Annotated in this window: 25 protein-coding genes; 12 read left to right on the forward strand and 13 right to left on the reverse strand. The window is 72.0% G+C overall.

Going from position 1 to position 24,846, the window contains the following annotated elements:
* Positions 1–12: 12 nt before the first annotated feature.
* The 3 genes from ABNF97_RS01935 to ABNF97_RS01945 all read left to right on the forward strand — a co-directional run bounded on the left by ABNF97_RS01935 (position 13) and on the right by ABNF97_RS01945 (position 912).
* Positions 13–471, forward strand: a complete 459-nt coding sequence (locus ABNF97_RS01935; protein ID WP_349337438.1) for a DUF2975 domain-containing protein — start codon at positions 13–15, stop codon at positions 469–471.
* A complete protein-coding gene (locus tag ABNF97_RS01940; protein WP_076472788.1) occupies positions 471–677 on the forward strand; it encodes a helix-turn-helix domain-containing protein in 207 nt (68 codons plus the stop codon). Before ABNF97_RS01935 ends, ABNF97_RS01940 begins: the two co-directional genes overlap by 1 nt.
* A 79-nt stretch (positions 678–756) precedes the next feature.
* Positions 757–912 carry a hypothetical protein gene (locus ABNF97_RS01945; protein WP_349337439.1) on the forward strand — a complete coding sequence of 52 codons (156 nt, stop codon included), beginning with the start codon at positions 757–759 and terminating at the stop codon, positions 910–912.
* Between the two features lie 179 nt (positions 913–1,091).
* Here the strand turns inward: ABNF97_RS01945 and ABNF97_RS01950 are convergent, their stop codons facing one another.
* Positions 1,092–2,339, reverse strand: a complete 1,248-nt coding sequence (locus ABNF97_RS01950) for an NAD(P)/FAD-dependent oxidoreductase (RefSeq protein ID WP_349337440.1) — start codon at positions 2,337–2,339, stop codon at positions 1,092–1,094.
* Between the two features lie 321 nt (positions 2,340–2,660).
* On the opposite strand from ABNF97_RS01950, the gene ABNF97_RS01955 reads away from it, so the two are divergent.
* Positions 2,661–2,927: a GlsB/YeaQ/YmgE family stress response membrane protein gene (locus tag ABNF97_RS01955; protein WP_349337441.1), complete on the forward strand. Its 267-nt coding sequence runs from the start codon at positions 2,661–2,663 to the stop codon at positions 2,925–2,927.
* A gap of 117 nt (positions 2,928–3,044) precedes the next feature.
* Here ABNF97_RS01955 and ABNF97_RS01960 read toward each other — a convergent pair whose 3' ends face one another.
* On the reverse strand, positions 3,045–3,809 hold the full coding sequence (locus tag ABNF97_RS01960) for an alpha/beta fold hydrolase (RefSeq protein ID WP_349337442.1): 765 nt from the start codon (positions 3,807–3,809) through the stop codon (positions 3,045–3,047).
* A gap of 251 nt (positions 3,810–4,060) precedes the next feature.
* Here ABNF97_RS01960 and ABNF97_RS01965 point away from each other — a divergent pair, with 251 nt between their 5' ends.
* A complete protein-coding gene (locus ABNF97_RS01965) occupies positions 4,061–4,912 on the forward strand; it encodes an alpha/beta fold hydrolase (protein WP_130462801.1) in 852 nt (283 codons plus the stop codon).
* 65 nt (positions 4,913–4,977) lie between these two features.
* Here the strand turns inward: ABNF97_RS01965 and ABNF97_RS01970 are convergent, their stop codons facing one another.
* From ABNF97_RS01970 to ABNF97_RS01985, 4 genes are all read right to left on the reverse strand, one after another.
* Positions 4,978–5,202, reverse strand: coding sequence for a ferredoxin (locus ABNF97_RS01970; protein WP_130462802.1), 225 nt, complete (start codon positions 5,200–5,202; stop codon positions 4,978–4,980).
* Positions 5,199–6,404 carry a cytochrome P450 gene (locus ABNF97_RS01975; RefSeq protein WP_349337443.1) on the reverse strand — a complete coding sequence of 402 codons (1,206 nt, stop codon included), beginning with the start codon at positions 6,402–6,404 and terminating at the stop codon, positions 5,199–5,201. The genes ABNF97_RS01970 and ABNF97_RS01975 overlap by 4 nt, the downstream gene beginning before the upstream one ends.
* Before the next feature lie 230 nt (positions 6,405–6,634).
* On the reverse strand, positions 6,635–7,279 hold the full coding sequence (locus ABNF97_RS01980) for a LuxR C-terminal-related transcriptional regulator (protein WP_130462804.1): 645 nt from the start codon (positions 7,277–7,279) through the stop codon (positions 6,635–6,637).
* Positions 7,231–8,523 (reverse strand): sensor histidine kinase, encoded by a 1,293-nt coding sequence (locus ABNF97_RS01985; protein ID WP_349337444.1) that lies wholly within the window; start codon positions 8,521–8,523, stop codon positions 7,231–7,233. Before ABNF97_RS01985 ends, ABNF97_RS01980 begins: the two co-directional genes overlap by 49 nt.
* A 212-nt stretch (positions 8,524–8,735) precedes the next feature.
* Here ABNF97_RS01985 and ABNF97_RS01990 point away from each other — a divergent pair, with 212 nt between their 5' ends.
* Positions 8,736–10,871, forward strand: a complete 2,136-nt coding sequence (locus tag ABNF97_RS01990) for an MMPL family transporter (protein ID WP_349337445.1) — start codon at positions 8,736–8,738, stop codon at positions 10,869–10,871.
* An 85-nt stretch (positions 10,872–10,956) separates the two neighbouring features.
* On the opposite strand, the gene ABNF97_RS01995 is transcribed toward ABNF97_RS01990, so the two are convergent.
* The 6 genes from ABNF97_RS01995 to ABNF97_RS02020 form a co-directional block, all read right to left on the reverse strand.
* Complete coding sequence (locus tag ABNF97_RS01995) at positions 10,957–11,793, reverse strand: TrmH family RNA methyltransferase (protein ID WP_130465967.1); 837 nt, start codon at positions 11,791–11,793, stop codon at positions 10,957–10,959.
* A gap of 254 nt (positions 11,794–12,047) precedes the next feature.
* On the reverse strand, positions 12,048–14,060 hold the full coding sequence (locus ABNF97_RS02000) for an arabinofuranosyltransferase (protein ID WP_349337446.1): 2,013 nt from the start codon (positions 14,058–14,060) through the stop codon (positions 12,048–12,050).
* Between the two features lie 94 nt (positions 14,061–14,154).
* The gene (locus ABNF97_RS02005) at positions 14,155–15,054 is read right to left on the reverse strand and encodes a carbohydrate ABC transporter permease (protein WP_349337447.1); all 900 of its coding nucleotides are present in this window, start codon (positions 15,052–15,054) and stop codon (positions 14,155–14,157) included.
* Complete coding sequence (locus ABNF97_RS02010; protein ID WP_349337448.1) at positions 15,051–16,013, reverse strand: carbohydrate ABC transporter permease; 963 nt, start codon at positions 16,011–16,013, stop codon at positions 15,051–15,053. Before ABNF97_RS02010 ends, ABNF97_RS02005 begins: the two co-directional genes overlap by 4 nt.
* Before the next feature lie 113 nt (positions 16,014–16,126).
* Complete coding sequence (locus ABNF97_RS02015; protein WP_349337449.1) at positions 16,127–17,416, reverse strand: ABC transporter substrate-binding protein; 1,290 nt, start codon at positions 17,414–17,416, stop codon at positions 16,127–16,129.
* Positions 17,417–17,976: 560 nt separating this feature from the next.
* Complete coding sequence (locus ABNF97_RS02020; RefSeq protein WP_349337450.1) at positions 17,977–18,366, reverse strand: DnaJ family domain-containing protein; 390 nt, start codon at positions 18,364–18,366, stop codon at positions 17,977–17,979.
* 296 nt (positions 18,367–18,662) lie between these two features.
* On the opposite strand from ABNF97_RS02020, the gene ABNF97_RS02025 reads away from it, so the two are divergent.
* From ABNF97_RS02025 to ABNF97_RS02035, 3 genes are all read left to right on the forward strand, one after another.
* Positions 18,663–19,850, forward strand: a complete 1,188-nt coding sequence (locus ABNF97_RS02025; RefSeq protein ID WP_349337451.1) for a metallophosphoesterase — start codon at positions 18,663–18,665, stop codon at positions 19,848–19,850.
* 121 nt (positions 19,851–19,971) lie between these two features.
* Positions 19,972–20,094, forward strand: a complete 123-nt coding sequence (locus ABNF97_RS02030) for a hypothetical protein (RefSeq protein ID WP_349337452.1) — start codon at positions 19,972–19,974, stop codon at positions 20,092–20,094.
* 107 nt (positions 20,095–20,201) lie between these two features.
* Entirely contained in the window at positions 20,202–21,371 is a 1,170-nt protein-coding gene (locus tag ABNF97_RS02035) for a hypothetical protein (RefSeq protein ID WP_349337453.1), read from the forward strand.
* 32 nt (positions 21,372–21,403) lie between these two features.
* Here ABNF97_RS02035 and ABNF97_RS02040 read toward each other — a convergent pair whose 3' ends face one another.
* Positions 21,404–22,111, reverse strand: a complete 708-nt coding sequence (locus ABNF97_RS02040) for a GntR family transcriptional regulator (RefSeq protein ID WP_349337454.1) — start codon at positions 22,109–22,111, stop codon at positions 21,404–21,406.
* Between the two features lie 160 nt (positions 22,112–22,271).
* On the opposite strand from ABNF97_RS02040, the gene ABNF97_RS02045 reads away from it, so the two are divergent.
* The 3 genes from ABNF97_RS02045 to ABNF97_RS02055 are packed head-to-tail and all read left to right on the forward strand — an operon-like array spanning position 22,272 to position 24,797.
* The gene (locus ABNF97_RS02045; RefSeq protein WP_349337455.1) at positions 22,272–23,033 is read left to right on the forward strand and encodes a LamB/YcsF family protein; all 762 of its coding nucleotides are present in this window, start codon (positions 22,272–22,274) and stop codon (positions 23,031–23,033) included.
* A 37-nt stretch (positions 23,034–23,070) separates the two neighbouring features.
* Positions 23,071–23,868, forward strand: coding sequence for a 5-oxoprolinase subunit PxpB (gene pxpB, locus ABNF97_RS02050; protein WP_349337456.1), 798 nt, complete (start codon positions 23,071–23,073; stop codon positions 23,866–23,868).
* Positions 23,865–24,797, forward strand: coding sequence for a 5-oxoprolinase subunit C family protein (locus ABNF97_RS02055; protein ID WP_349337457.1), 933 nt, complete (start codon positions 23,865–23,867; stop codon positions 24,795–24,797). Before pxpB ends, ABNF97_RS02055 begins: the two co-directional genes overlap by 4 nt.
* Positions 24,798–24,846 lie beyond the last annotated feature (49 nt).

The raw sequence follows: 24,846 nt of genomic DNA on the forward strand, positions 1-24,846 counted from the left end.
GAGCATCGAGCGGTGGCCCCGCTCCGAGTACTCCTGGTGCTGCTGTTCGGGATTCTGGTCATGTTCCAGACCCTCTCGCTGCCCGGACAGTTCGCGCACATGGCCGAGGAGTCCCCGGACATGGCGTACCTGAGGTGGCCGATGACCGCCATCTCGGTGTTCTGGGTGCTCTGCGTCCAAGTGGTGATCGTGGCCACCTGGAAGCTGCTCACCATGGTCAAGAACGACCGCATCTTCAGCGAGGCCTCGCTGGCCTGGGTGGACGCGATCGTCTGGGCCATCGCCGCCGCCTGGGTCGTGCTCGTCGGCGTTCTCCTCTACGTCGGCTTCAACGCGGACGATCCCGGGCTGCCCGTGCTGCTGTTCCTGATGTCGGTGGGTGTCGCCGTGCTCGGGCTGCTGATGGTCGTGATGCGCGCGCTACTGCGGCAGGCAACCACCCTGCGCAGCGACATGGAAGGCGTGATCTGATGCCCATCGTCGTGCGCATCGACGTCCAACTGGCGAAACGCAAGATGAGCGTCGGCGAGTTCGCCGAGCGTGTCGGGCTCACCCCGGCGAACGTGGCCGTGCTGAAGAACGGCCGCGCGAAAGCCGTCCGGTTCAGCACCCTGGAGGCCATGTGCCGGGTGCTCGACTGCCAGCCCGGTGACCTGCTCGAGTGGGTGGAGGAATGACCCATCACCGAATCCACCCGCCACAGCCTTGCGCACCGTCGCGGTCGACGGTGTATCCGGCCCCGAAGCGGAGAATCCGATGAGGTATCTACTCGCCCTGCTCGCCATCGCGCTCGGCGTCGCCGCCGTGGTCTACGGGGAGGCCGACGACTCGCCAGGCCTGCAGTTCCTGGGCGCACTCCTCGTCCTCGGCGCACTCGCGTACGGCGTGCGGGTCGTCCGGCGCAGCAGATAGCGTACGACGGTCGCTGTCTCACCTGTCGACCGACGCCCGCCCGGTGCCGTGTCGCGGGCCGGTGCCGACCCGAGCGGCCAACTCCGCCCCGCGACCGGTGCCCAGGTCCGGTGAAACTGCTTGCCCCGAACCCGCCAGTCCACACGGTCCATCTGCGAGTATGCGCCTGACCAGCGGGGTCAGCGGTTCAGCAGGTCGGCGGCGGCGACCCGGATCAGGGCCCGCGGCCCGAGTAGGTTCAGCAGGTTGCCCGGCGCGCGGAACCGGGACATCGGAATCGCCCCGGAGAGTACGCCGAGGAACTGGTCGACGGCGGCCGGCCGGTCCTTCAGCGCGGCGAACAGCGCCCGGTCGACCGCGCGGGTGGGCCGGAAGGAGGCCAGGTCGAGGGTAAGGTCGTACATCGGGCCGGCAGCGGCGTCCCGGCGGGCCCGGTATCCGGCAAGTGCGGCGTCGGGCCGACCGCCCCCCTCCACAGCGGTGACGACGGCGTCGACGAGCAGTTCGGCGTCACGGAAGGCGTTGCCGATGCCCTGACCGGTGATCGGGTCCATCACCAGGCCCGCATCGCCGACCAGTGCCCAGCCCGGACCGTGCGGCACCCGGAACGCGTTGGGCACGTCCGGCGTCAGCCGGAAGCGTTCGGCCCGCTCGCCGGCCCGTACCCGGGCGCCGAGATCGCCACAGCCGTCCAGGGTGCTCAGGTACTGGCCCTCGACGTCGGCGCGGAACGCCGGGAAGTCGGCGGCCCGCCCGGCGACGTAGGCGATCGTCAGACCGTCGTTGGTGGGAAAGACCGCCACGGTCCGGCCGGGGCGCTGGTAGAACTCCCCGCCGGCGACGGCCACCCCCGACCAGTACGTGTAGCAGGCGAAGGTGCTGGCCGGCCGCTCCCGGTAGGCGGGTGCCCGGACCGCGGCGGCGACCATGGAACGCTTGCCGTCGGCGCCGACCACCAACCAGGCGGACTCGGTCACCGGTCCGCCGCCGCGCTGCCGCCCGCGCACCCCGACCACCCGGTCCCGGTCCCGGACGAGTTCGTCGACGTCGAACCCCTCCCGCACCTCCACCCCCGCCTCGCGGGCCGCGTCGACCAGCAGTGCGTCCAGCAGGGTACGGCGGGGACTGTAGAGCGCGTCGGCGCCCTCGTGTGCGGGGTAGCGGCCGGCGAGCACGACGCCGCCGGTGTCGAGCCGGATGTCGCGGGCGGGCGGAGTGCCGGCCGCCGCCAGCCGGTCCAGCAGCCCCCACCGGTGGAGCCGGGCGACCCCCGGTACCTGGACCTGATGCGTCGAGAGGGTGTCGCTGGGAAACCGTGCCCGGTCGACCGCCAGCACCCGTAGGCCCCGGCGGCCCAGCAGCATCGCGGTCGCGGCACCGGCCACCCGGCTGCCGACGACGATGACGTCGTATCCCCGTGCCGACACTGAGCGCCACCTTCCACCGGATGGATCGGCCGGGGCGGATCGCCCGGCCGACGGACCCGGTTATCGCACCGGGCCTCGCCCCGGCTCCAGATCGCCAGATCCGGGCAAACCTCCCCGCCTCGTCGTCGGCGCCGAAGGCGGTTCACATCCGGTTAGCATACGGAGGTAGCGCTCCGGGCAGGTGTCCTGCGGCACCGGGCGAGGTGACCACGACGGGACGCCGTGGGCGCACCGGACGGCGGTCACGATCGGCGGACGGTTTCTGTCGCCCGGTCAACGGGCACTGCATCCCCGTTGGACGACAAGCGAAGGAGAGCCAGCATGGAGATCAGCGGTATCTTCACCGCCCTCATCATCGGTCTGATCATCGGTGCCCTCGGCCGGCTCGTCGTGCCCGGCCGGCAGAACATCCCGATCTGGCTCACCCTGGCCATCGGCATCATCGCAGCCCTGCTCGGAACGGTCGTCGCCGCCGCCTTCGGTGTCGCCGAGACCCCCGGCCCCGACTGGATCGAACTTGCCCTCCAGATCGGCCTCGCCGCCATCGGCGTCAGCCTGGCCGCAGGTCTCTACCGGCGCCGCCCGTAGGACCCGGCGCCCCATCTTCCTTCGGCACCGGTGCCGGCCCGACCGGCGGTCACCGTCCCCGGGGCCGCCCGAACACCGTGCCGTCGGTCGGGCCGGCCGGGTCTGGCGGAGGAACGGTCAGGCCGGCCAGGTCTGCCGGAGGAAGTCGAGGACCAGCGCGGTCGCCTCGGCGGGGCGCTCCAAGCTGGGCAGATGGCCGGCCCACGGCAGTTCGAGGTGCCGGGCGTCGGGCAGCAGCGTGGGCAACCGGGCGGCGATCTGCCGGAAGTCCGGCAGATCGTGCCGGCCGGATATGGCGAGGCAGGGTGCGGTGATCTTCCCGAGGTCGGGTTCGCCGAGATCGAGCTGCGCAACGTCCTCGTCGACGGCGAGTTGGACGTCGAAGGCGTGTCGCTGCATCTCGCGGACCCGAATCCGGGTCGCGTCGTCGGCCTCGGGCCCGAGCCAGGTCCGGACGTTGAGTTCGACGGCCCCGGCGACGTCGCCGGACTCGAGCAGCTCGTCCTCGCGCCGGTCGAAATCCCGCAGTTCCGGGCCGGGCACGTGCCCGGGCAGCGCGGGACAGATCAGCGTCAGCGCGGCCACCCGGTGCGGCCAGTGGGCGGCCACCTCCAGAGCCACCCGGCCGCCGAACGAGGCGCCGACCAGTGCCACCCGGTCGACCCCGAGGGCGTCCAGCAGATCGCGGACGTCCTGCGCCTCGGCGTAGGGCTGGTCCGGCACCGGGCTGCCGCCAAAGCCACGGAAGTCGCAGCGGATCACCTGGTAGCCGGCGTCGCGTAGGGCAGGCCACTGTGGGTCCCACATCCGCCGGTCACAGACGGAGGAGTGCAGCAGCAGGACGGCGGGGCCGTTCCCGGCGACATCGTGTGCGAGCGTCATCCCGGCCACCCTAGGCGGGGCTGGCCGGGACCACACCCGAAAATCAGCGGTCGCCGTGCCGGAGTTGCCGGGGTGGGATGAATGGTGCCGGTTTGTCGGGGCCGGGAAATCACCGGTGCGATGGAGCTGGACTGGGTAGGCTGACCGAGGCCGGCAAATCCGATAATTGGTGCAATTGCCGTCGGCCGTCGTAGCCTGTCCGGCGCGACCGCCGTCCCGGCGGGCGAACCACGGGGGAAGGGAAGAGTCGGGTGCCCTATCTGACTGTCGGCGTGGAGAACTCCGCGCCCATCGATCTGCACTACGAGGATCACGGCGCCGGGCAGCCGGTGGTGCTCATCCACGGCTTTCCGCTCAGCGCCGCGGCCTGGGAGAAGCAGATCAACCCGCTGCTCAACGCCGGCTACCGGACCATCGCCTACGACCGGCGGGGATTCGGCATGTCGAGCCAGCCGGCGGTGGGATACGACTACGACACCTTCGCCGCCGACCTGAGCATCCTGATGAACGAGCTGGACCTCACCGACGCGATCCTGGTCGGCCACTCGATGGGTACCGGTGAGGTCACCCGCTACATCTCCAACTACGGCTCCGCCCGGGTGAACCGGGCCGTCCTCATCGCCCCGATCCCGCCGTTCCTGCTCAAAACCGAGGACAACCCGGAGGGCATCGACCAGAGCCTTTTCGACGGCTTCATGCAGAGCGTGATCGCCGACCGGGCCAGATACCAGACGTCGTTCCTGCACGACTTCTACAACCTGGACGAGAACCTTGGCACGCGGGTCAGCGACGAGGTGGTCCGGATGAACTGGGACGTGGCGGTGAGCGCCTCGCCGATCGGCACGCTCGCCTCCATCCCCGCCTGGCTCACCGACTTCCGACAGGACCTGGCCCGGATCGACGTACCGGTGCTGATCATCCAGGGCGACGCGGATCGGATCCTGCCGTTTCCGGTGACCGGACAGCGGATGCACGCGGCGATGCCGAACAGTCAGCTCGTCACCCTCAAGGGCGCACCGCACGGCATCCCGTGGACCCATGCCGACGAGATCAACCAGGCGCTGCTCGACTTCATCAGGACCCCGGTCGACGCCCTGCTCTGACCGAGTCGTCGTCTCTGGGCAAAGCCGTCGACGCTGACCGGCGGCCGGCTCCGACCAGCCGGTCGTCACTCGGGCGCGATCAGCCGCTGGTCGGCCGCGTCCCGCACCAGGATCGCCTCGACCGGGCAGGACTCGGCCGCGTCGACCACCCGGTCGTCCGGTTCGACGGTCCCGGCCAGCGGCGTGGAGAGCCCGCCGACGAGCCGGAAGTGCCCGGGCGCCATGCCGGCACAGATTCCCGAGCCGATGCAGCGCTGCGGGTCGACGCTGACCCGCCAGGCGGCGCTCACCAGGTCACCGGCAGCGCGAGCGGTCCGCGAACCAGCAGGCCGCTCTTCCACGGCACCTCCGGCTCCGGCACCGCCAGGCGCAGCCCCGGCAGGCGGTCGACCAGGGTACCGAGCGCCACCTGCAGCTCCATCCGGGCGAGCTGCGCGCCCAGACAGTGGTGCACACCGTGACCGAAGCCGACGTGTGGGTTGACCTCCCGGCCCAGGTCGAGCCGGTCCGGGTCGGCGAAGACGGTGCCGTCCCGGTTGGCCGAGCCGACCGCCGGCAGTACCGGCTCGCCGGCCCGGACGAGTACCCCGCCCAGCTCGACGTCCTCCGTCGCGTACCGGGGGAAGGCCGAGGCCGTCCCGAGGGGTACGTAGCGCATCAACTCCTCGACGGCGCTCGGGATCAGCGCGGGATCGGACCGCAACCGGGCCAGCTCCGCCGGGTTCTCCAGCAGTACGTAGACGAAGTTCGGGATCTGGGTGACCGTCGTTTCGTGCCCGGCCGCGAGCAGACCGGCGGCGAGCTGCACCAACTCCTGTTCGGTGAGCCGGTCCTCGTTCTCGTCCCGGGCCCGCACCATCGCGCCGAGCAGGTCGTCGACTGGTTCCCGGCGGCGGATCGCGACCAACTTCCCGATGTAGGCCCAGAGATTCTCCAGGTATTCCTGGATCTGCTGCGGGCTCAGCGAGGTGGTCGAGACGATCGCCTCGGACCAGGTGTGGAAGCTGTTCCGATCGGCGAACGGGACGCCGAGCAGCTCGCAGATGACCTGGATCGGCAGCGGGGTGGCGAACTGTTCCACCAGGTCGACCGGCGGGCCGGCCTTGATCATCTCGTCGACCAGCCCGTCGGCGATCTCCTGGGTGCGGGTCCGGAGCCGTTCCACCCGGCGCGCGGTGAACGCCTTCGCCACCAGCCGACGCAGCCGGGTGTGGTCCGGCGGGTCCATACCGAGCATGCCCAGGTCGGGCTGCCGGGGCGTGGTCCGGGGCTGGTCGCGCCCGGCCCCGGCGGCCCGGCTGAACCGAGCGTCGCCGAGCACGACCCGGACGTCGGAGTAGCGGGTGGCGAGCCAGGCCTCCTCACCGAAGGGCAGCTGCACCCGGATCAGCGGCTCGTCGCGGCGCAGCCGGGCGTACTGCGGGTCCAGGTTGAGCCGGTCCGGGGCGGCGAACGGGTAGGGGCGGGCGGTCACCTGCCGGCTGTCCGTCATCTCGAATCCCTCCGTCGAGCGGGCGCGGGCCGGCGCGACGGTTGCTGACGATCGGCTTGACCGGGAAGATCAGTGCGATCGGGCCATCGACGCCGGGTGAGGCGTTGATGGCGGATGGTAGCGAATTATGCCGATCAATTCCATCGGTCACAGTGGATGATCGACGGCGGTCGACGGTCGGCGGTCGGCTCGCGGCTCGCGGCTCGCGGCTCGCGGTCCGGCCGGCCATCTCACGCGTTCAGATACGTCAACACGGCCAGCACCCGCCGATTGTCGTCCTCCGACGGCGGCATGCCCAGCTTGCTGAAGATGCTGTTGATGTGCTTGCTGACCGCCTTCTCGGTGACGAAGAGCCGGCCGGCGATCGCCGCGTTCGACCGGCCCTCGGCCATCAGGCCGAGCACCTCCCGCTCCCGGCCGGTCAGCGCGTGCAGCGGCTCGACGCCGGAGCGGTTCGCCAGCAGCTCGGCGATCACCTCCGGATCCATCACCGTGCCACCGGCCGCCACCCGGCGCACCGCGTCGACGAACTGACTGACGTTGGCGACCCGGTCCTTGAGCAGGTAGCCGATGGCGCCGGTGCGGTCGGCCAGGAGTTCCCGGGCGTAGAGCTGCTCGACGTGCTGGGACAGCACGAGGACGGGCAGGCCGGCAATCCGCCGGCGGGCCTCGATCGCCGCCTGGAGCCCTTCGTCGGTGAAGGTCGGCGGCAACCGTACGTCGACCACCGCCACGTCGGGGCGGTGGTCGAGCAGCGCCGGCAGCAGCGCCGGCCCGTTGTCGACCGCGGCGACGACCTCGAGGTCGAACGCCTGGAGCAGCCGGGTCAGCCCGTCCCTGAGCAGGGCGAGGTCTTCGGCGATGACAACTCGCAAGGCAGCTCCATGGTCACCCTCGTGGGCCCGCCCGGCGGGCTGGCCACGAACATCGTCCCATCAAAGGCGGCCAGTCGTCGTTCGATGCCCCGCAGGCCGGTCCCGCCGGTCGGGTCGGCCCCGCCGACCCCGTCGTCGCCGACCACCATGACCAGCCGACCGTCGCCGTGCCGCAGCCGTACCCAGGCGCTCCGCGCGGCGCTGTGCTTGGCGACGTTGGCCAGCAGTTCGGCCGCGGTGAAGTAGACCGCGGATTCGACCGGGGCCAGCGGCCGGCCCGGCAGTTCGACGTCGACCTCGACCCGCAGCGGCAGCTTCAGCGCGAGCGCCCGGACCGCACCGGCCAGCCCGCGTTCGGCAAGGACCGGCGGATGGATGCCCCGGACCAGTTCCCGCAACTCGCCCAGGGCCTGCCCGCTGGCCTCCCGGGCCTCGGCCATCAGCCGCTGCGCCGCCTCCGGGTCGCGACCCATCAGCTCCTCGGCGAGTCCGATGCTCATACTCAGCGCCACCAGCCGGGCCTGCGCCCCGTCGTGCAGGTCCCGCTCGATCCGGCGCAGCTCGGCGGCCTGCGCGTCGACGGTCTCCGACCGGGTCTCGGTGAGCCGCCGGACCCGCCGGTGCAGTGCCGCCGTCCGGCTCGGTGCCAGCAGCGCCTGGGTGAAGCCGGCGTGCGCCCGATGGATCAGGTCGCCGGCGACGACGCCGAAGGCCAGGATCAGGGCACCCTGTGGTGCCCCCAGCAGCGCCTGGCCGAAGCCGTCGATCGGCCAGATCGCGCCGTAGCCGTACCAGACGTCGAGGGCCCAGAGCAGCATCGGCAGCCCGAGCACTCCCTCCAGGCCGTAGACCACCAGGCAGACCGGCAGCAGCCCCAGCACCAGCCCGACCGGGATCGACGCCGCGAGCCAGAGCAGGTCGCGCCAGGTCGCCGGGTCGGTGACCACCCACCGGTACCGGCGCCAGACGGTGATCGGCTCCGGTGGCGGCCGGTACGGGCTCGGCACCTCCCGGCCGGTCCACCGCCCCGCGATCCGACGGTTGAGGTCGGCCAGATCGCGTACCACGGCGGTCACCGCCGGAAAGGCGACCAGCCCCACCCCCAGCACGGTGAAGGCCAGGGAGAGCAGCGAGAGCACCAGCAGCCCGATGTTGGCGCTCACCGAGAGGACGGCCAGCAGCAGCGCCTGGCCGCTCTGCGCGAGCCGGCGCCGGAGCCACGGCGATGGCGGCCGGAGAGTCAACTTTTTCGACCTGAACCGCGCGGCGCTCATGCACCGCGCCCGACCTTGCAGTCCGTCGGACCGCAAGGGGAGGTTGACAAAGGTTCAGTGGTCACGCGGTCCATCCGCCCATTCTGGCCGACCGGCCCGAGCCGAGCTGTGGTGCTAGGACCACCCCGGTTCGGGACGTGCCACCCCTGCCGGTAGCCCTGCCAGCCCGTTGGATCGACGTCATGACCGACGAGGAACACGCCATGTCCGGACACCGAATTGCCAGCGTCGTCGCCGGCCGGCGCGCCAAGTTCGCGATGTTGGCCCTCTGGGTCGTCGTCGCCGCGGTGGTCGGCCCGCTCGCGCTGAAGCTCAGCGGGGTGCAGCAGAACGACAACCTCGGTGCCCTGCCCGGCGGCGCCGAGGCCAGCCGGGCGGCCGCCCGGGCCTCGGCCGCGTTCCCCGACCCGGACGCCCTGGTCGCGGTCGCCGTCTACGCCCGGGAGAGCGGCCTCACCGATGCCGACCGGGCCAGGGTCGCGGCCGACCGGGCCGCGTTCGCCCGGTACGCGGTCGACGGGAGCGCACCCACCGAACTGTCCAGCGAAGACGGCCGGGCCCTGCTGCTCTCCTTTCCGCTCGCCGGCACCGAGGAGGAGCAGTCGGCGGCGGTCGGCGAGATCCGGGACCGGCTGGCCGGCGGCGGGCCGGACGGTCTGGGTACCGCCCTGACCGGGTCGGCCGGGGCAGACGGAGACCTCTTCGACGCGTTCGGTGGGATGGACAGCACGCTGCTGTTCGCCACGATCGGCGCGGTGGCACTGCTGTTGCTGGTCACCTACCGCAGTCCGGTGCTCTGGCTGATCCCGCTGCTCACCGCCGCGCTGGCCAGTCAGCTGGCCAGCGCGGCGGTCTACCTGCTCGCGCGGTACGGCGGGCTCACCGTCGACTTCCAGAGTCAGACCATCCTGACCGTACTGGTCCTCGGCGTCGGGGTGGACTACGCGCTGTTGATCGTCGCCCGCTACCGCGAGGAGCTGCGGCGACACCCGGACCGGCACGCGGCGATGGCGCTGGCGCTGCGCCGTTCCTTCCCGGCGATGTGCGCCTCGGCCGCCACGGTCGGCGCCGGGCTGCTCTGCCTGCTCGCCGCCGAGCTGCCGGCGACCCGAGGGCTCGGCCCGGTCGGCGCGGTCGGCATCGCTGCCACCCTGGTGGCGATGGCCACCCTGCTACCGGCGGTACTGGTGCTCTTCGGCCGCTGGGTCTTCTGGCCCTTCGTCCCGCGCTACACCGCCGACCTGGCCGGGCACGACGTCGCCGAGGATCACCGTGGCTGGGCCCGGGTGGCCCGGTTCGTCGGCCGGCGGCCGAGGATCACCTGGATCGGCAGCACGCTCGCGCTCGGCGTGCTGGTGCTCGGGATCGGCAACCTCAGCGTCGGTCTGCCCGGGGACGGGTACTTCACCCGGGAGGTCGGCTCCGTCACCGGGCAGAGGATGGTGGCGGCGCACTGGCCGGCCGGCATGATCGCGCCGGTGGAGATCGTGGCCGGTGCGGGCGGTGCCGACCGGGTGGTCCGGGCGGCCCGGGGCGTGGACGGGATCGCCGAGGTCGGCCCGGTCGAGCGCTCCGCCGACGGCCGCTGGGTACGGATCCCGGCGGTACTCGCGGACGACCCGGGCAGCGCGGCGGCTAAGCAGAGCATCGACCGGCTGCGTACCGCGCTGCGGGCGGTGCCGGGTGCCGACGCGCTGGTCGGCGGCGAGACCGCGTACCAGTTGGACGTCGACCGGGTCACCAGCCGGGACGACCGGGTGGTGATGCCGCTGATCCTGCTCGTCGTCTTCCTCGTGCTGGTGGTACTGCTCCGGGCACTGGTCGCCCCCCTGCTGCTGCTGGCCAGTGTGCTGCTGTCGTACCTCGCCGCGCTGGGTGCGGCCGGGCTGATCCTCGACGTGCTGGGCCATCCGAGGCTCTGGGTGGCGCTGCCGTTGCAGACGTTCCTCTTCCTGGTCGCCCTCGGCGTGGACTACACGATCTTCCTGATGACCCGGGCCCGGGAGGAGGTCGCCGTCCGGGGACACCGGCGAGGGGTGCTGCACGCCCTCACGGTCACCGGCGGCGTGATCACCAGCGCCGGTGTGGTGCTGGCGACCACGTTCGCGGCGCTGACCGTGCTGCCGCTGGTGCCGTCGGTGCAGACCGGGGTGATCGTCGCGGTCGGCGTACTCATCGACACGTTCCTGGTGCGCAGCCTGCTGATTCCGGCACTGGCACTCTCCATCGGGCCCGCCACCTGGTGGCCGGGCCGGCTGGCCCGGCGCACGGCCCCGCCGGTCGCGGTCGGCCACACCCCGGCGGCACTGCCGCACTGAGGGCCGCAGCCCGGGCCGACCCCGCGCCGTCGGGGCGGCAGCCGGCCAGCCGCCCGGTCCGCCCATCCTCGCCCTGCGGAGGTGGTCAACCGGGCGGCGCCGGTCGGGCGCGTCGCTGCCGGGCCGCCTCGTAGAGTGCGACCGTGCCGGCGGTGGCGGCGTTCAGCGAACTCGCCGCCCCGGCGATCGGGATCCGGAGCATCCGGTCGCAGGACTGCCGCCAGGCCGCGCTGAGCCCGGAGGTTTCGTTGCCGACCAGCAGCACGGTCGGCCCGGTGAGGTCGTGTTCGGCGATCTCGCCCTCGCCGGTCTCGTCGGTGCCGACGATCTGTACCGGCAGCCCTCGTCCGCGCAGCGCCGCCACCCAGTCGAGCACGTCGTGGTGCGACCCGGTCCGGACCACCGGGATCGCGAAGAGCGAGCCGGTGCTGGCCCGGACCGCCCTCGGGTCGTACGGGTCGGCGGCGTGCCCGACCACCACCAGCCCGGCGGCGCCGAACGCGTCGGCGGAGCGGACGAGGGTGCCGATGTTGCCCGGTGCGGTGGGCCGGTCGAAGACCACCACCAGCGCGTCCGGGCCGGTGGGGATCCGCTCCAGCCGGTCCGCCGGCAGGCCCACCACGGCAACCAGCTCGGGCTGGTCCTCGTCCTTGCCGCCGAGTTCCCGCAGCAGCTCGGGGGCGACCGCGACCCGACTGCCGGCGACCCCGTCGAGCAGGTCTCGGGCCCACCGGGACAGCGGCACGCCGTCCGCGTGCAGCAGAGCGTGCACCGGCCAGCCCCGCTGCACCGCCAGGGTGATCGGCCGGACGCCCTGCACCAGGAACTCGCCGGCCCGCTGCCGCTTCGTGCGGTTGGTCAGCAGGGCCGACCACTGCTGGAAGCTGGCGTTGCGGGTGCTGACCCGCAGCGTCCTGCCCACCCGCGCCGGGCCGGCCCGTCCGGTCTGGCCGGCCCGGTCCGTCCGGGCCGGCCGGTTGGTCTGGCCGGGCCGGTCGGGGGAGTCGGTCCGCGAGGAGGTCCGTGGCCGGCCGGCCGGGCTCCGGCCGACGCCGTCTGCACGCACCGCACGACGATACCGCCGACCGGCCCGACCGCCGACACCGCCGGTCCCCGGCTGGGGCTACGACACCGTCCCCGGCCGGGGCTACGACACCGCCGGTCCCCGGCCCCGGGCTACGACCGCAGTACCGCGACGAGGGTGTCCTTGACCGTGGTCACCTCGAAGTGCTCCGGCGTCACCAGGCGGCGCGGAAAGCTGATCTCCCGGCGGGCGGTCCCGAACGGAAAGTCGTCGGCGTGGAACCTGAAGACCAGCCGATCTTCGACGACGTGCAGCACCACCACGTCGATCCGGTCGTACGGGTTGTCCCGGAGCCGAGCGGCGAACTCGGCCGGAGTGCCCGACCGGGCCAACTCCTCCAGGAAGATGATCCGGCGGTTGAACTGGGCGGTGGGGTGGCTGTAGTTGGCGTTCCACTGCACGAACCCGTAGTAGGGGTTGAGCGCCATCAGGTCGGAGTGCCCGGTCAACACGACCGGATGTCCGGTGCCCCGGTACCGGCCGTCGATGAACGCGCTCAGCTTGGCCGGCGGCGTCCCCCACGCCTTCGCGTCAGGCTCGTGGAACGGTGGCAACTCGCCGCTCGGCAGGGCCCGGTTGTGCGCGTTGCCGATGTCCGCCAGTACCAGGTTGACGAAGCGGTCACCGGCGAAGATCGCCAGCAGTACGCCGAGGGTCGCGGCGACCCGCCAGACGTGCTCGGCGGAGAACCTGCCGGCGGCGTACCGGACCGCCCGGACCACCGCCATCGCGGCCGCGGCCAGCAGCACCGTCGGCACCAGTTCGCGCATCCGGAACGACATCAGCGGCGTGCCGGCGGCCAGGAACAGGAAGCCGACCACGTGCCAGACGTACAGCGCGACGAGCACGGTGAGCAGTGCCCGGGACAGCGCCTCCCGGGCGGTCACCACCAGGAAGACGAGGCCGAGCAGGCACAGCGCGCCGAGCACCGACGGTTCGAGCATCGGCAGGGCCAGCTTGCCCGAGTTCAACGTGATCCACCGGTTGTTCAGCGACTCGAAGTGCGGCGCGGTGAGGAAGTTCCAGGCCAGCGGCGCCCAGTACGGCGACGAGCCGAGGGCGGCGATCCCGAGGATGCCGATCGGGCGGCCGACCTCCCGCCAGTCGACCCGGCCCTGCCATCGGGACCAGGCGAGGTGCAGGAGCAGCACGATCGGCAGTACGAAGAAGAAGTAGTAGTAGACGGTGAACAGCACCGCGCCGATCGCGCCCAGCAGCAGCGGGGACCAGCGTCGCAGGCCCGGCCGGGTCAGCCCGGGCCCGACCTGGAGCCACCACGGCACCAGGGCGACCAGGACGAGCCAGGAGTACGTCTCGGTGAGGTTGGGGACGATCAGCGGCGTCGCCGAGATGAGCGCGGCGACCCGGACGGTCACCACCCGGCGCCACAGCAGGTAGGCCACGAGCGGGGTGAGGAACGCGACCGCGATGCTGCCGTACTTGAGCATCCACCATGGCGGGAGCCCGGCGAGGTCGGCGGTCCGACCCAGCACCCAGAAGTACGCCGGTGCGTAGTACGCCGGCAGGCCCCGGTAGGTGTAGTCGGCGCCCCGCCACGAGTCGGCGAACCGGGTGACCGCCTCGGTCCGGAACATCTGGTCGCCGTCGAGCGCGTAGAGGTCGTACGGGGTTCCGTGCAGGCCGACCACGACGGTCAGCGCACCGAGCCCGCCGAACAGCGCCGGGAGCAGGTCGGCGTCCCAGGACCGTCCCCGGCGCCGGGCCCACCACACGGACCCGGCCGCCAGCACGGCGACGACGATCGGAGCGGCCCGCATCCCGTACTGCACCCGGCCGGAGTACGGATTGAAGTCGGCGGCCTGGGCGAGCGCCTCGATCGCCAGTACCAGAATCCCGGCGGCGGCGGCGAAGAGCAGCGGTCTGATCGCGAGCAGCCCTCGGCGCACGGTGGTCCGGCGGGGCGGGACGGTGCCGGTGTCCGGGCCGCCGGGGGTGGCCGTCGGCTCGTCGGCCCGGTGCGGTGCGGTTTCCGGGGCGGCCCGGCCCCGGTCGGCGTCGGACTGTTCGTCGGACTTTTCCGCTGCGGCGAGGGGGCCGGCCGGCTGGTCGGAGGGTCCGACCGGATCGTCGAGGGCGCGCTGCATCTGGGCTCCAGCAGGAGAGGTCAGGGGGAGAAGAGCCCTCGTAGGGTAGCGAGGCGACCGGACGCCCGCGGCGTTCGTACCCGGTGACCCGGGCTCACTTGGTGGCGCCGCTGGTGAATCCGTTGTAGATGAAGCGCTGGAGCAGCAGGAAGACGACCAGCGTCGGGATGATGACCAGGATGACCCCGGCCGAGATGACCTCCCACTGTGCCCCGAACGGCCCCTTGAACCGGAACAGCGAGGTGGAGATGACCCCGAGGTCCCGGTCCGGCATGTAGAGGAACGGTATGTAGAACTCGTTGTACATGGTGATCCCCTTGATGATCACGACGGTCGCGATTGCCGGCTTCAACAGGGGAAGGATGATCCGGAAGTAGATCGTGAGGTGGCTGGCGCCCTCGATGGCGGCGGACTCGTCCAACTCCCGGGGGATCGCCCGGAGGAACTGCTGGAAGATGTAGATCGAGATGATGTCGGTGCCGAGGAAGAGCGCGATCGCGGACCATCTGGTGTTGAACAGGCCGAGTTTGTTCACCACCTGGAAGGTCGCCACCTGGGTGGTTACCCCGGGCACCAGGGTGGCCAGCAGGAACAGCATGATGATGGTCCTGCGCAACCGGAACTCGAACCGGTCCAGGGCGTACGCCGCCATCGAGCCGATCAGGACGGTACCGACGAGCGACACGGCCAGGATGATCGTCGTGTTGACGAAGGCCCGCAGCATCCCGCCCCGGGTGAAGGCCGTCACGTAGTTGTCGAGGTTGAACCAGTTGCCGGGCGGGTCGAACGGCGCGCCGTTGATGAACTCCTGGTTCGTCTTCAACGACGCCATCAGCAGGACCAGCAGCGGTGTCAGCACCACCAGGGAGGCGACCACCAGGGAGGCGTACGTGAGGGCCGTCGCGACCCGGCCGCCGATCGTGCCCGGCGCGGCGCCGGCCCCGGTCCGGCGCCGGGGCGGTGACTCGGGGGAGCGGGTGGCGGTGGGGCTCACGACAGGTTCACCTTCTCGTCGGGTACGACCCGGCGCTGGATCCAGGTAAGCAGCAGGATGATCAGGAGGAGTACGACGGCCATCGCCGAGGCCAGACCGACCTTGTAGTACTTGAACGCCATGTCGACGGTCTGGATCACGAACGTCTCGCTGCCGTTCGCGCCGCCGGTCATGATGTACGGGATCTCGAAGACCGACAGCGACCCGGAGATCGCCAGGATGAACGAGAGTCCGACGATCGGCCGGATGCCGGGCAGGATCAGGTAGCGGAACTGGTCCCAGCGGTTCGCCCCGTCGATCTCGGCCGCCTCGTAGAGCTGGGCCGGGATCGACCCGATGGCGCCGAGGAAGAGTACGAAGTTCAGCCCCAGGTAGCGCCAGACCGAGGTACCGGCGAGCGAATAGTTGATCACCTCCGGGTCGCCGAGCCACTGCTGTGACAGGTCACCGAGGCCGAAGACCCGCAGCGCGGAGTCGAGCGTGCCGCCGGGCTGGAAGAAGTAGAGGAAGACCATGGCGATGGCGACACCGTTGATCAGGTACGGGAAGAAGATGATTCCCTTGAAGAGGTTGCGGAACCTGACGTTGAAGCTGAGCACGGTGGCGAAGTAGAGCGCGAGCGCGATCTGGACCACCGACGCGCCGATGTAGTAGAGGCTGACCCGGAGCACTCCGAAGAGTTCGGGGCGGGTTGCGATCTCGACGTAGTTGTCGACGCCCACGAATTCCCTGGTCGGGCTCAGGCCGTTCCAGGAGGTGACGCTGTAGCCGAACATGTTGACGACCGGTACGTAGGTGAAGACGGCCAGCAGCGCCACCGGCACCAGCAGGAAGAGGTACGGCGTGAGGGGCTTCCGGCGGCGCGACACCGGCCGGCGCGGGCCGGTGGGTCCGAGGCGCTGCCGCGGCGTCCGGGTCAACCCGGAGAAGCGACTCGCGGTGTTCGTCGGAGCTGCCATCTGGAACACAGACCTTCCGGATCGAACCGGGGCCGCACGCCCTCGTGCGGTCGTCCGGGGGCGGGCGGGCGACATCCACCGCCCGCCCGGCGCGTGCTGACCGGGTCGATTCGCTACTTGACCTTGGATCTGGCCGCTGCCCACCTCTTGTTGAGGTCGGCGAAGATCTGGTCCTTGGTCTCCTTCTTCGCCCCGCGGGCGGCGTCCACGATCCGCTGCCGGTATGTGCCGTCCCAGAGCGCGATCTCGGCGGCGTTGCCGATCTTGTCGGCCAGCCCCTCCTCGCCCTTCGGCGCCGGGCTGTACTCGATGAACCCGGTGCCGGCGGCGGTCAGGTCGGCCAGGGTGCTCGGCATCGACGCGTTGATCAGCGGTGAGATGCCGCCCTGGTCCACCGCATAGTTCGACTCGTCGGCGAACCAGTCGATCCAGGCCCGCGCGGTCGCCTTGTTCTTGGAGTTGACGTTGATGCCGTTGTCGTAGTCGCCACTTGTGACACTGTGGAACTTGCCGTCGACCTGGGTGGGGAAGGGCAGGTACCCGATGTCCGCCCGGTCGGTGGCGGCGGCCTGCATCTGCACGATGGCCCAGGAACCGAGCATCATGGTGGCGATCTTGCCGGTGCCGAGCATGCCCTTGGACTGTTCCCAGTTGGTGGTCGTCGGGTCCGGCTCGGTCAGTCCACGCTGCACCGCGTCGAAGAGCAGCGAGTCGATGATGTGGTGCTCCCTGCCGGGCGCCCAGGGCGCGTCGTCCCTGGCCAGCTTGATCGCCGCCTCGGGGTCGCCGCTCACTCCGCCCCGGTTGCCCTCCCACTGGCCCAGTGGCCACTTGTCCTTGTAGTTGGTGTAGAGCGGGATCGCGTCGGTCCTGTCCCGGATCGCGGCCAGCGCGCCGAGGAACTCCTCCGGGGTCTTCGGTGGCGCGGTGATGCCCGCCTGCTGCCACACCTTCTTGTTGTAGACGAAGCCCTGGGCGTTGCCGGTGATGGTGATGCCGTACACCTTGTCGTCGAGACGCTGCTCGGTGCGGACGAAGCGGTACTTCTTCTCCAGCTCGGCCACGGTGCCGAGCGGCTCGAAGAAGGTCGGCAACAGGTCGGTGGTGACCGAGTTGGGGATGAGGAGCACGTCGCCGTACTCCTTGGTGTTCATCCGGATCCGGACCTCGCCCTCGTAGTCCGTGATCGCCTCGAACTTGACCGTGGTGCCGGGGTACTTCGCCTCGAACCTCTTCTTGTAGTCCTGGAAGACGGTGTCGACGATGTCCGTGCGCTGGGTCAGCACCGTGATCTCACCGGTGACGGCACCGTCGGTGCCGCTCTCCTCGTCACCCCCGCCACAGCCCGTCGTCACGGCCAGCACGAGCGCGAGGGCGGCACCGGCGATTCCGTGCTTTCTCATATGCGCGTCCCACCTTTCGGTGTCCACATTGACATTGCGCGATGCACAGTGGCGCGCCTGGGGGAGTGCATGATAGGCGGCGCGACTTGCAGGGAACGTACACGCGGGTTTCAGCGCTGTCAACGACGCGACAAGGGCCGGTGGGAACTGAACAGTTAAGTGGGTAAACCGGTTCAGGGCGAGCCGCCGACATCGACTCCGTGGCCAGGGGCGGAACGCCCGAAACGGCGGTCCAGCCCGGGTCCGAGCGGCGGCCATGAACCGGTTTAGGGCCCGACCGGTGAGTCGCCCCGCCGGGGAGCCGGAGAGGGGACCTGCGGATACTCGTACTCAGCGACGGCCGACGCTATGTCTTTGGCCGTGCGCCGGCCTCGACAAGACGACCGTTCGGCTGGCGGATTTGCCGTGCTGGCACGGTTGGACGCCTGGTGGAAGTGACGCGAATGGCTCGTCGAATCGTCGGCGGGGTTGCCGCGGCGGGCCGGCTCGCCGTCCGGGCCGGGCAGCCGCCCGGCCGCGTTGTCCCGGTCAGCCGGGGCAGCCGCTCCGCCGTCGTGCGGCTACCGTTCCCGCCGTTGGCGCCAGGTCTCGACGACCCGCTCGACGTCGAAGGTCGGCAACACCACCGGCGGCCCGTCGACCAGGCCGCGCCGGGCCAGCCGGATCCGTTCGTTGAGCGCGGTCACGACGGCCCGGACCGCCTGTTCCGCGGACTCCCGGGCCAGCCGATCCGGCAACTGCTCGGCCTCCTTGCGGATCTGCAACGACGCGGGTCCGACGTCGGTCAGGTTCTCCCGGCGTACCCAGTCCCGGATCCACCAGTTCTCGTCGTACGTGCCGCCGTGTCCGGGTAGCGGCTTGCCGGCCCCGGGGAGGTCGTCGAACTCGCCGCGCTCCTGTGCCTCGCGGATCTGACGTTCGATTCTGGACTCGTGTCGGCTCGACATCATCGCCCTCCCGTCCCCCGCCGGCCTGCGGATACACCTCCACGCCGAGTCTAGGCCGGGCCCGACGGGAGACCGTTCGCTGTGGCCGGTCTCAGCAACGTGGTCGATGCGGCGGCGCCCGTGTCATGCTGCACGCACCCGGGCGTCGACGCTCCGGCCCAGGCGGCGGAGACACCGGCGGCGGAGACACCACCAACGGACACCGCCGACGGGGACGCGGCGCACCGCCGACGGCGACACCGCCGACGGGGACGCGGCGCACCGGGGGACCAGCCGAACGAGCTGAGGAGAGGCCCACTGTGTCAGCCGGCGAAGCGGCACCCACCGTACCGGTCGCGCCCGCCCGGCGGCTGCTGCGACCACTGCTGTTCGGCCTGACCCTGACCGCCGTGCTGGCCCTGCTGTTCGGGCTGCCCTGGTGGACGCTGGTCGCGGCCGGGGCGCACTGGCCCGGCCCGGTCTTCGCCGCCGGCACCGCCCTCTTCGTCCTGGCCCTCGTCGCCCTACCGGTGCTGATGTACCTCGGGCACGGCCGTGGGCGGGACTGGGCGGCCCGAGTGGGTGACACCCTGCTCGGCGTGGTCTGGGTGCTCTTCGTCTGGGCGGCGCTCGGCAACCTGCTACGGGCCGGACTGGCGGCCGGCGGCGTCGCCGACCCGGTCCGGTCCCGGATCACCGCCGCCGCGGTCGCGGTCGTCGCGATACTGCTGCTCGTCTGGGGGTACGTCGAGGCGATGCGGCTGCCCCGGGTCCGCCGGGTCGAGGTGCCGATCGCGCGCCTTGGGCCCGGGCTGGACGGTCTCCGGATCGTCCTGCTGACCGACACCCACTACGGGCCGATCGACCGGACCGCCTGGTCGGCACGGGTCGTCGCGGCCGTCAACGAGCTCGGCGCCGACATCGTCTGCCACACCGGTGACATCGCCGACGGCACCGTCGCGCAGCGGCGTACCCAGGCCGCGCCGCTCGGTGACGTCCGGGCCGCGCTCGCCCGGACGTACGTGACCGGCAACCACGAGTACTTCGGCGAGGCGCAGGCTTGGCTCGACCACATGCGGGACCTCGGGTGGGAGCCGCTGCACAACCGGCACCTCGTGGTCGAGCGGAACGGCTCCCGGCTGGTGGTGGCGGGCGTAGACGACGCGACCGCCGGATCGTCGGGGCGTCCCGGACACCGCCCCGACCACGCCGCCGCGCTGGCCGGCGTCGATCCGGACCTGCCGGTGGTGCTCCTGGCCCACCAGCCCAAGCAGATCGGTGCGGCGGTCGCGCACGGCGTCGACCTGCAACTGTCCGGGCACACCCACGGCGGCCAGATCTGGCCGTTCCACCTCCTGGTCCGGCTCGACCAGCCGACCGTGCACGGGCTGACCCGGCACGGCGACGTGACCCGGCTCTACACCAGTCGCGGTACCGGGTTCTGGGGTCCGCCGCTGCGGATCTTCGCGCCGAGCGAGATCACCCTGTTGACGCTGCGCCGCCCGTGAGCCGCCGAGCCCGGCACCGAGGGCCGGGCCGCAGCCCGGGGCGCCGGAGCAGACCGGCGGGAACCGGTTGCAGGTCGACCCCGGCAGGGACCGCGGCGACTCGACGCCGAGAACCGACCGGGTGATTACTCCGGGTGATCGGCGGGCGGCGGTGGGACAGCGTGGCGCCGCGCCGTTCGTCGTACCGGTCGATCCGGAGCGCGACGAGTTCTGCCTGCTCCACCCGCCGACCCGGCGCCCCTGACCGGTGCACGGGGTGGCGGGTGGTCGAATTGCCCGAACATTGATGCTCGTGTATTTTTCCTGGCAGGATCCGACCTGATTCGGGTGGACCCGGCGGAGGGAGCGCGCATGTCCGCGGTCGGCACACCCAGGCTACGGCGGGGACTCTCCGTGTTCGCGCTGGCCGCGATCTGCGCCGCGAGCGCCGCACCGGGGCAGCCGGTCTCCGCCGCCGCTGCGGTGTATCAAGACACCCGGGCGGCCGCCGCCCCCGGCCTGTACGCGGGCGGCACCTTCACCCGGGCCGGTGGCGCCAGCGTCGACCACCTCGCCACCTGGAACGGTTCCGTCTGGTCGATGCCGGGCGTCGGGTCGGGTGCCGGACCCGACGGCTCGGTCACCGCCCTGACCGTCTACGACGGGGACCTGATCGCCGGTGGCAGCTTCCTCACCGCCGGCGGGGTACGGGTGAACGGCATCGCCCGCTGGGACGGCAGCACCTGGTCGCCGCTGACCGGCTCGTCGGGTACCGGAGTGATGACCACCTCGCTCGACTTCGTCAACGCGCTGGCGGTCTTCGAGGGTGACCTGTTCGTCGGGGGGCAGTTCCGCACCGCCGGCGGGGTCACCGTCAACCACATCGCCCGGTGGGACGGGGCCGAGTGGTGGCCGCTGACCGGGCCCGGCGGCACCGGAGTGGACGTACCGTCGGTCTGGGACCTGGCCGTACACGACGGCGCGCTGATCGTCGGCGGCGGGTTCAGCCAGGCCGGTGGCGCGGCGGCCAACCGGATCGCCCGGTGGCGCGACGGCGCGTGGTCGACGCTCGGCACGGGCTTCAACGGCGACGTACTGGCGCTGGCCGTGCACGACGGCGCGTTGGTGGCCACGGGCGGCTTCACCCAGGCCGGCTCCACCGCCGCCGGGTACGTCGCGCAGTGGCGCGGCGGCGCGTGGACGACGCTCGGCGCCGGGCTGAACGCCGAGGGACGGGCGCTCACCGTCTTCGGTGCGGCGCTGGTCGTCGGCGGCACGTTCACCGAGGCGGGCGGGGCGGCGGCGAACTACGTCGCCCGGTGGGACGGATCCCGGTGGTCCGCGCTGGGTGCCGGCACCGAGGACATCGTGCTTGCCCTGGCCGTCCATGCTGGCCGGCTCATCGTCGGCGGGTTCTTCACCGGCGCCGGTGGGGTGGCGGTGAACCACGTCGCCGGCTGGAACGGCAGCGCCTGGTCCGCGCTGGGTGGGCCGGCCGGGGTCGGCACCGATGCCGGGGTGTACGTCCTGCACACCGTCTGACCGCCGGCCGGTCGCCGAGGCCCGCCGACCGGTCAGCGCCGCGCGGCCGTCTTCTCCGGCACCCCGTCGCCGTACGCGTCGACGAGCTGTCGCTCCGCGGCCCGCAGGTAGGCGTCGAGCACCGCGTGTGCCCGCTCCACCTCGCCGCCGCGAATCAGCTCCAGCAGCTCCCGGTGCCGGTCCAGATAGGGCTGGTGGAAGGTCTGCGGTGCGGCCATCACGTGGAACGCCAGCCGGATCTCGGCCAGCGCCTGCCGCATGATCTCCGCGATCCGTGGGCTGCCGGCCAGGCCGGCAATGGCCTGGTGGAACTGCATGTTGGCGGTGCCGACATCGAACCACCGCTGTTGCGCCGCCGCCTGTTCGCCCGCCACCAGTGCGGCCTCGAGCGCGTCCACCGCCTCGGCGGAGCAGTTGCGGGCGTCGCGCACGGCCGCGCACTCCAGCACCCGGCGGACCCGGTAGATGTCGACCACGTCCTGGACCTCGAGCACCCGGACGAAGACGCCCCGGTTGAGTTCGTGCACCACCAGCCGCTCGTGCATCAGCAGCCGGAACGACTCCCGCAGGGTGTTGCGGGAGACCCCGAGCGCCGCCCCGATCATCTCCTCGGAGAGCCGGGTGCCCGGCAGCAGGGCTCCCTCGGTGATCCGCACCCGGAGAACCTCCGCCACCCGCTGCGCGGTGCTCGCCCGCGTGATCAACGAGCGGTCGTCCTGGAGCTTCGCCAGCCACGTCACGCGGTCATCTTCCTTCATACCGTCGGGCCCGCAATCAAGAGGAGGTCCATGCTATGAGAGGCACGAGTACCAGACACCAGTGAACATGACCATTGACGGATTGTTCAACAGTCTGCCAGCCTGGATCGACGGCGTCCACCGCGGTCCCCGGGAGGTTCCGATGTCGGTCACCCTCGATCTGAACAGTGACCTCGGCGAGGGCTTCGGGGTCTGGCAGCTGGGCGACGACATGGCCCTGCTCTCCGTCGTGACCAGCGCCAACGTCGCCTGCGGCTTCCACGGCGGCGATCCGACGATCATGCGCAGGGTCTGCGCGGAGGCGATCAGCCGGGACGTCTGCATCGGCGCCCACGTCGGCTACCGGGACCTGGCCGGCTTCGGTCGCCGGGCCATCGACATGGAACCCGACCGGCTCTCCGACGACGTGCTGTACCAGCTTGCCGCGCTGGACGGCATCGCCCGCAGCGAGGGCGGTCGGGTCCGGTACGTCAAACCGCACGGCGCGCTCTACAACCGCACCGTGACCGACCCGGCCCAGGCGGCGGCGGTGGCCAGCGCCGTCTCCGCGTACGACCCGAACCTGCCGATCCTCGGTCTGCCCGGCTCGCAACTGCTGCGCCAGGCCGCCGAGCTGGGGCTGAAGACGGTCCGGGAGGCCTTCGCCGACCGCGGTTACCGGGCCGACGGCAGCCTGGCCAAACGCGGCGGCCCCGGCGCGCTGGTCACCGATCCGGACACGGTCGCCCGGCGCTGCGTCGAGATGGCCACCACCGGGCAGGTGACCGCCGTCGACGGCACCCCGGTGCCGGTACACGCCCGGTCGATCTGCGTGCACGGCGACACCCCGGGTGCGGTCGAATTGGCCCGCCAGGTGCGCACCGCGTTGCAGGATGCGGGCGTCGGCCTCGCCCCGTTCGTCTGACCCTCGGGCGACCACCGGCATCGACGAGGAGTGTGCGATGGTGCGGATCATCCCGGTGGGGCTGCGTGCGCTGTTGGTGGAGGTGACCGAGCCGGCGCACACCGCCGCGCTCGCCGCGGACCTGCACCGGTGGCGGGACCGGGGCGAACTGGCCGGCGTGTGGGACGTCGTACCCGGGGAACTCACCGTGCTGCTCGACGGTCTCGACGATCCGCCGGCGCTGGCCGGACGGCTCGCCGGCTGGCGGCCGAGTTCGTCCCGGCCGCCGGACGGGCCGCTGGTCGAGGTGCCGGTCCGGTACGACGGTGCCGACCTGGCCGAGGTGGCCCGGCACTGGCGGGTCACCGAGGAGGAGGTGCGGCGGATACACAGCGCCCCCGAGTACCGGGTCGCGTTCTGCGGTTTCGCCCCCGGCTTCGGGTACCTCACCGGTCTGCCGGAGCGGTACCACCTGCCCCGGCGGGCGGTGCCCCGGACCCGGGTCCCGGCCGGCTCGGTCGCGCTGGCCGGCGGTTACGCCGGGATCTACCCCCGGGACTCGCCCGGTGGTTGGCAACTGCTCGGCTGCACCGACCTGGTCCTCTTCGACCCGGACCGGGACCCGGTCGCCCTGCTCACCCCCGGGACGCGGGTCCGGTTCCGAGACGTCGACGTCGAGGACGGCAGCGACGGCGGGCGCGGGCGCGGCGGCAGAGGCGGCGCCGACGGCAGGGGCGGCGGCGGGCGCGGCGGCGCCGACGGCAGGGGCGGCATCGCCGGCGTCGACGAGGATGCCGGCGGCCGGCCCGGTGCGCGGGCGCGGCACGACGCCGGGCGTGGCGAGTCGCCGGCATGACCGCCGGACGCTTCGTCGAGGTGCTCCGGCCCGGGGCACTCAGCACCGTGCAGGACCTCGGCCGACCCGGGCACGCGCACCTCGGGGTACCCCGCTCGGGCGCACTCGACCTGCCGGCGCATCTGCTGGCGAACCGGCTGGTCGGCAATCCGCCCGACGCGGCGACGATCGAGACGACCGGCACCGGAGTCTCGGTGCGGGTCGGCCGGGCCGGCACGGTCGCGGTGACTGGAGCCTGGGCGCCGGTCACCGTGGACGGCCGGCCGGCGGGCTGGTCGGCCCCGGTACCGGTGCCGGCCGGAGCCCGCGTCGAGGTGACCGCCGCCCGGCGCGGGCTGCGCAGCTATCTCGCCTTCGACGGCGGGATCGCGGCCCCGCCGGTACTCGGCAGCCGGTCGACCGATCTGCTCTCCGGACTCGGCCCCGCACCGTTGCGGGCCGGGGACCGGCTGCCACTGGGCGAGGCGGCCGGGCCGCCCGCCCCGGTCGACGTAGCCCCGACCGGCATCCTGGCCGAGGAGCTGACCCTGCGGGTCCTGCTCGGCCCCCGCACGGACTGGTTCACCGACGACGCGGTACGCCTCCTCGGCGCCAGCCGCTACCACGTCTCCACGCACAGCAACCGGATCGGGGTACGCCTGGAGGGGCCGGCGCTGCCCCGACGGATCCGCCGGGAACTGCCCAGCGAGGGCCTGGTACTCGGCGCGGTGCAGGTGCCGGCGGCCGGTTCGCCGGTGATCTTCCTGGCCGACCATCCGACCATGGGCGGCTACCCGGTGATCGGCGTGCTGCACCCGGACGACCTTCCGCAGGTCGCCCAGGCCGCCCCGGGCGGGCCGGTGCGGTTCCGGGTCGTCCGAGCCCGACCGGTCCGCCGGGTGGCCGGCCGTCCCCTGGCCGCCGATTCTGCACCGGTCCCGGCGACGTGATCATGCTTGGATGGCGGAAGAGGCCGGGCACACCCGGCGGAGAGGAGCA

The organism is Plantactinospora sp. B6F1 (genome assembly GCF_040120695.1).
In the GTDB taxonomy this organism is placed as follows: Bacteria; Actinomycetota; Actinomycetes; order Mycobacteriales; family Micromonosporaceae; genus Plantactinospora.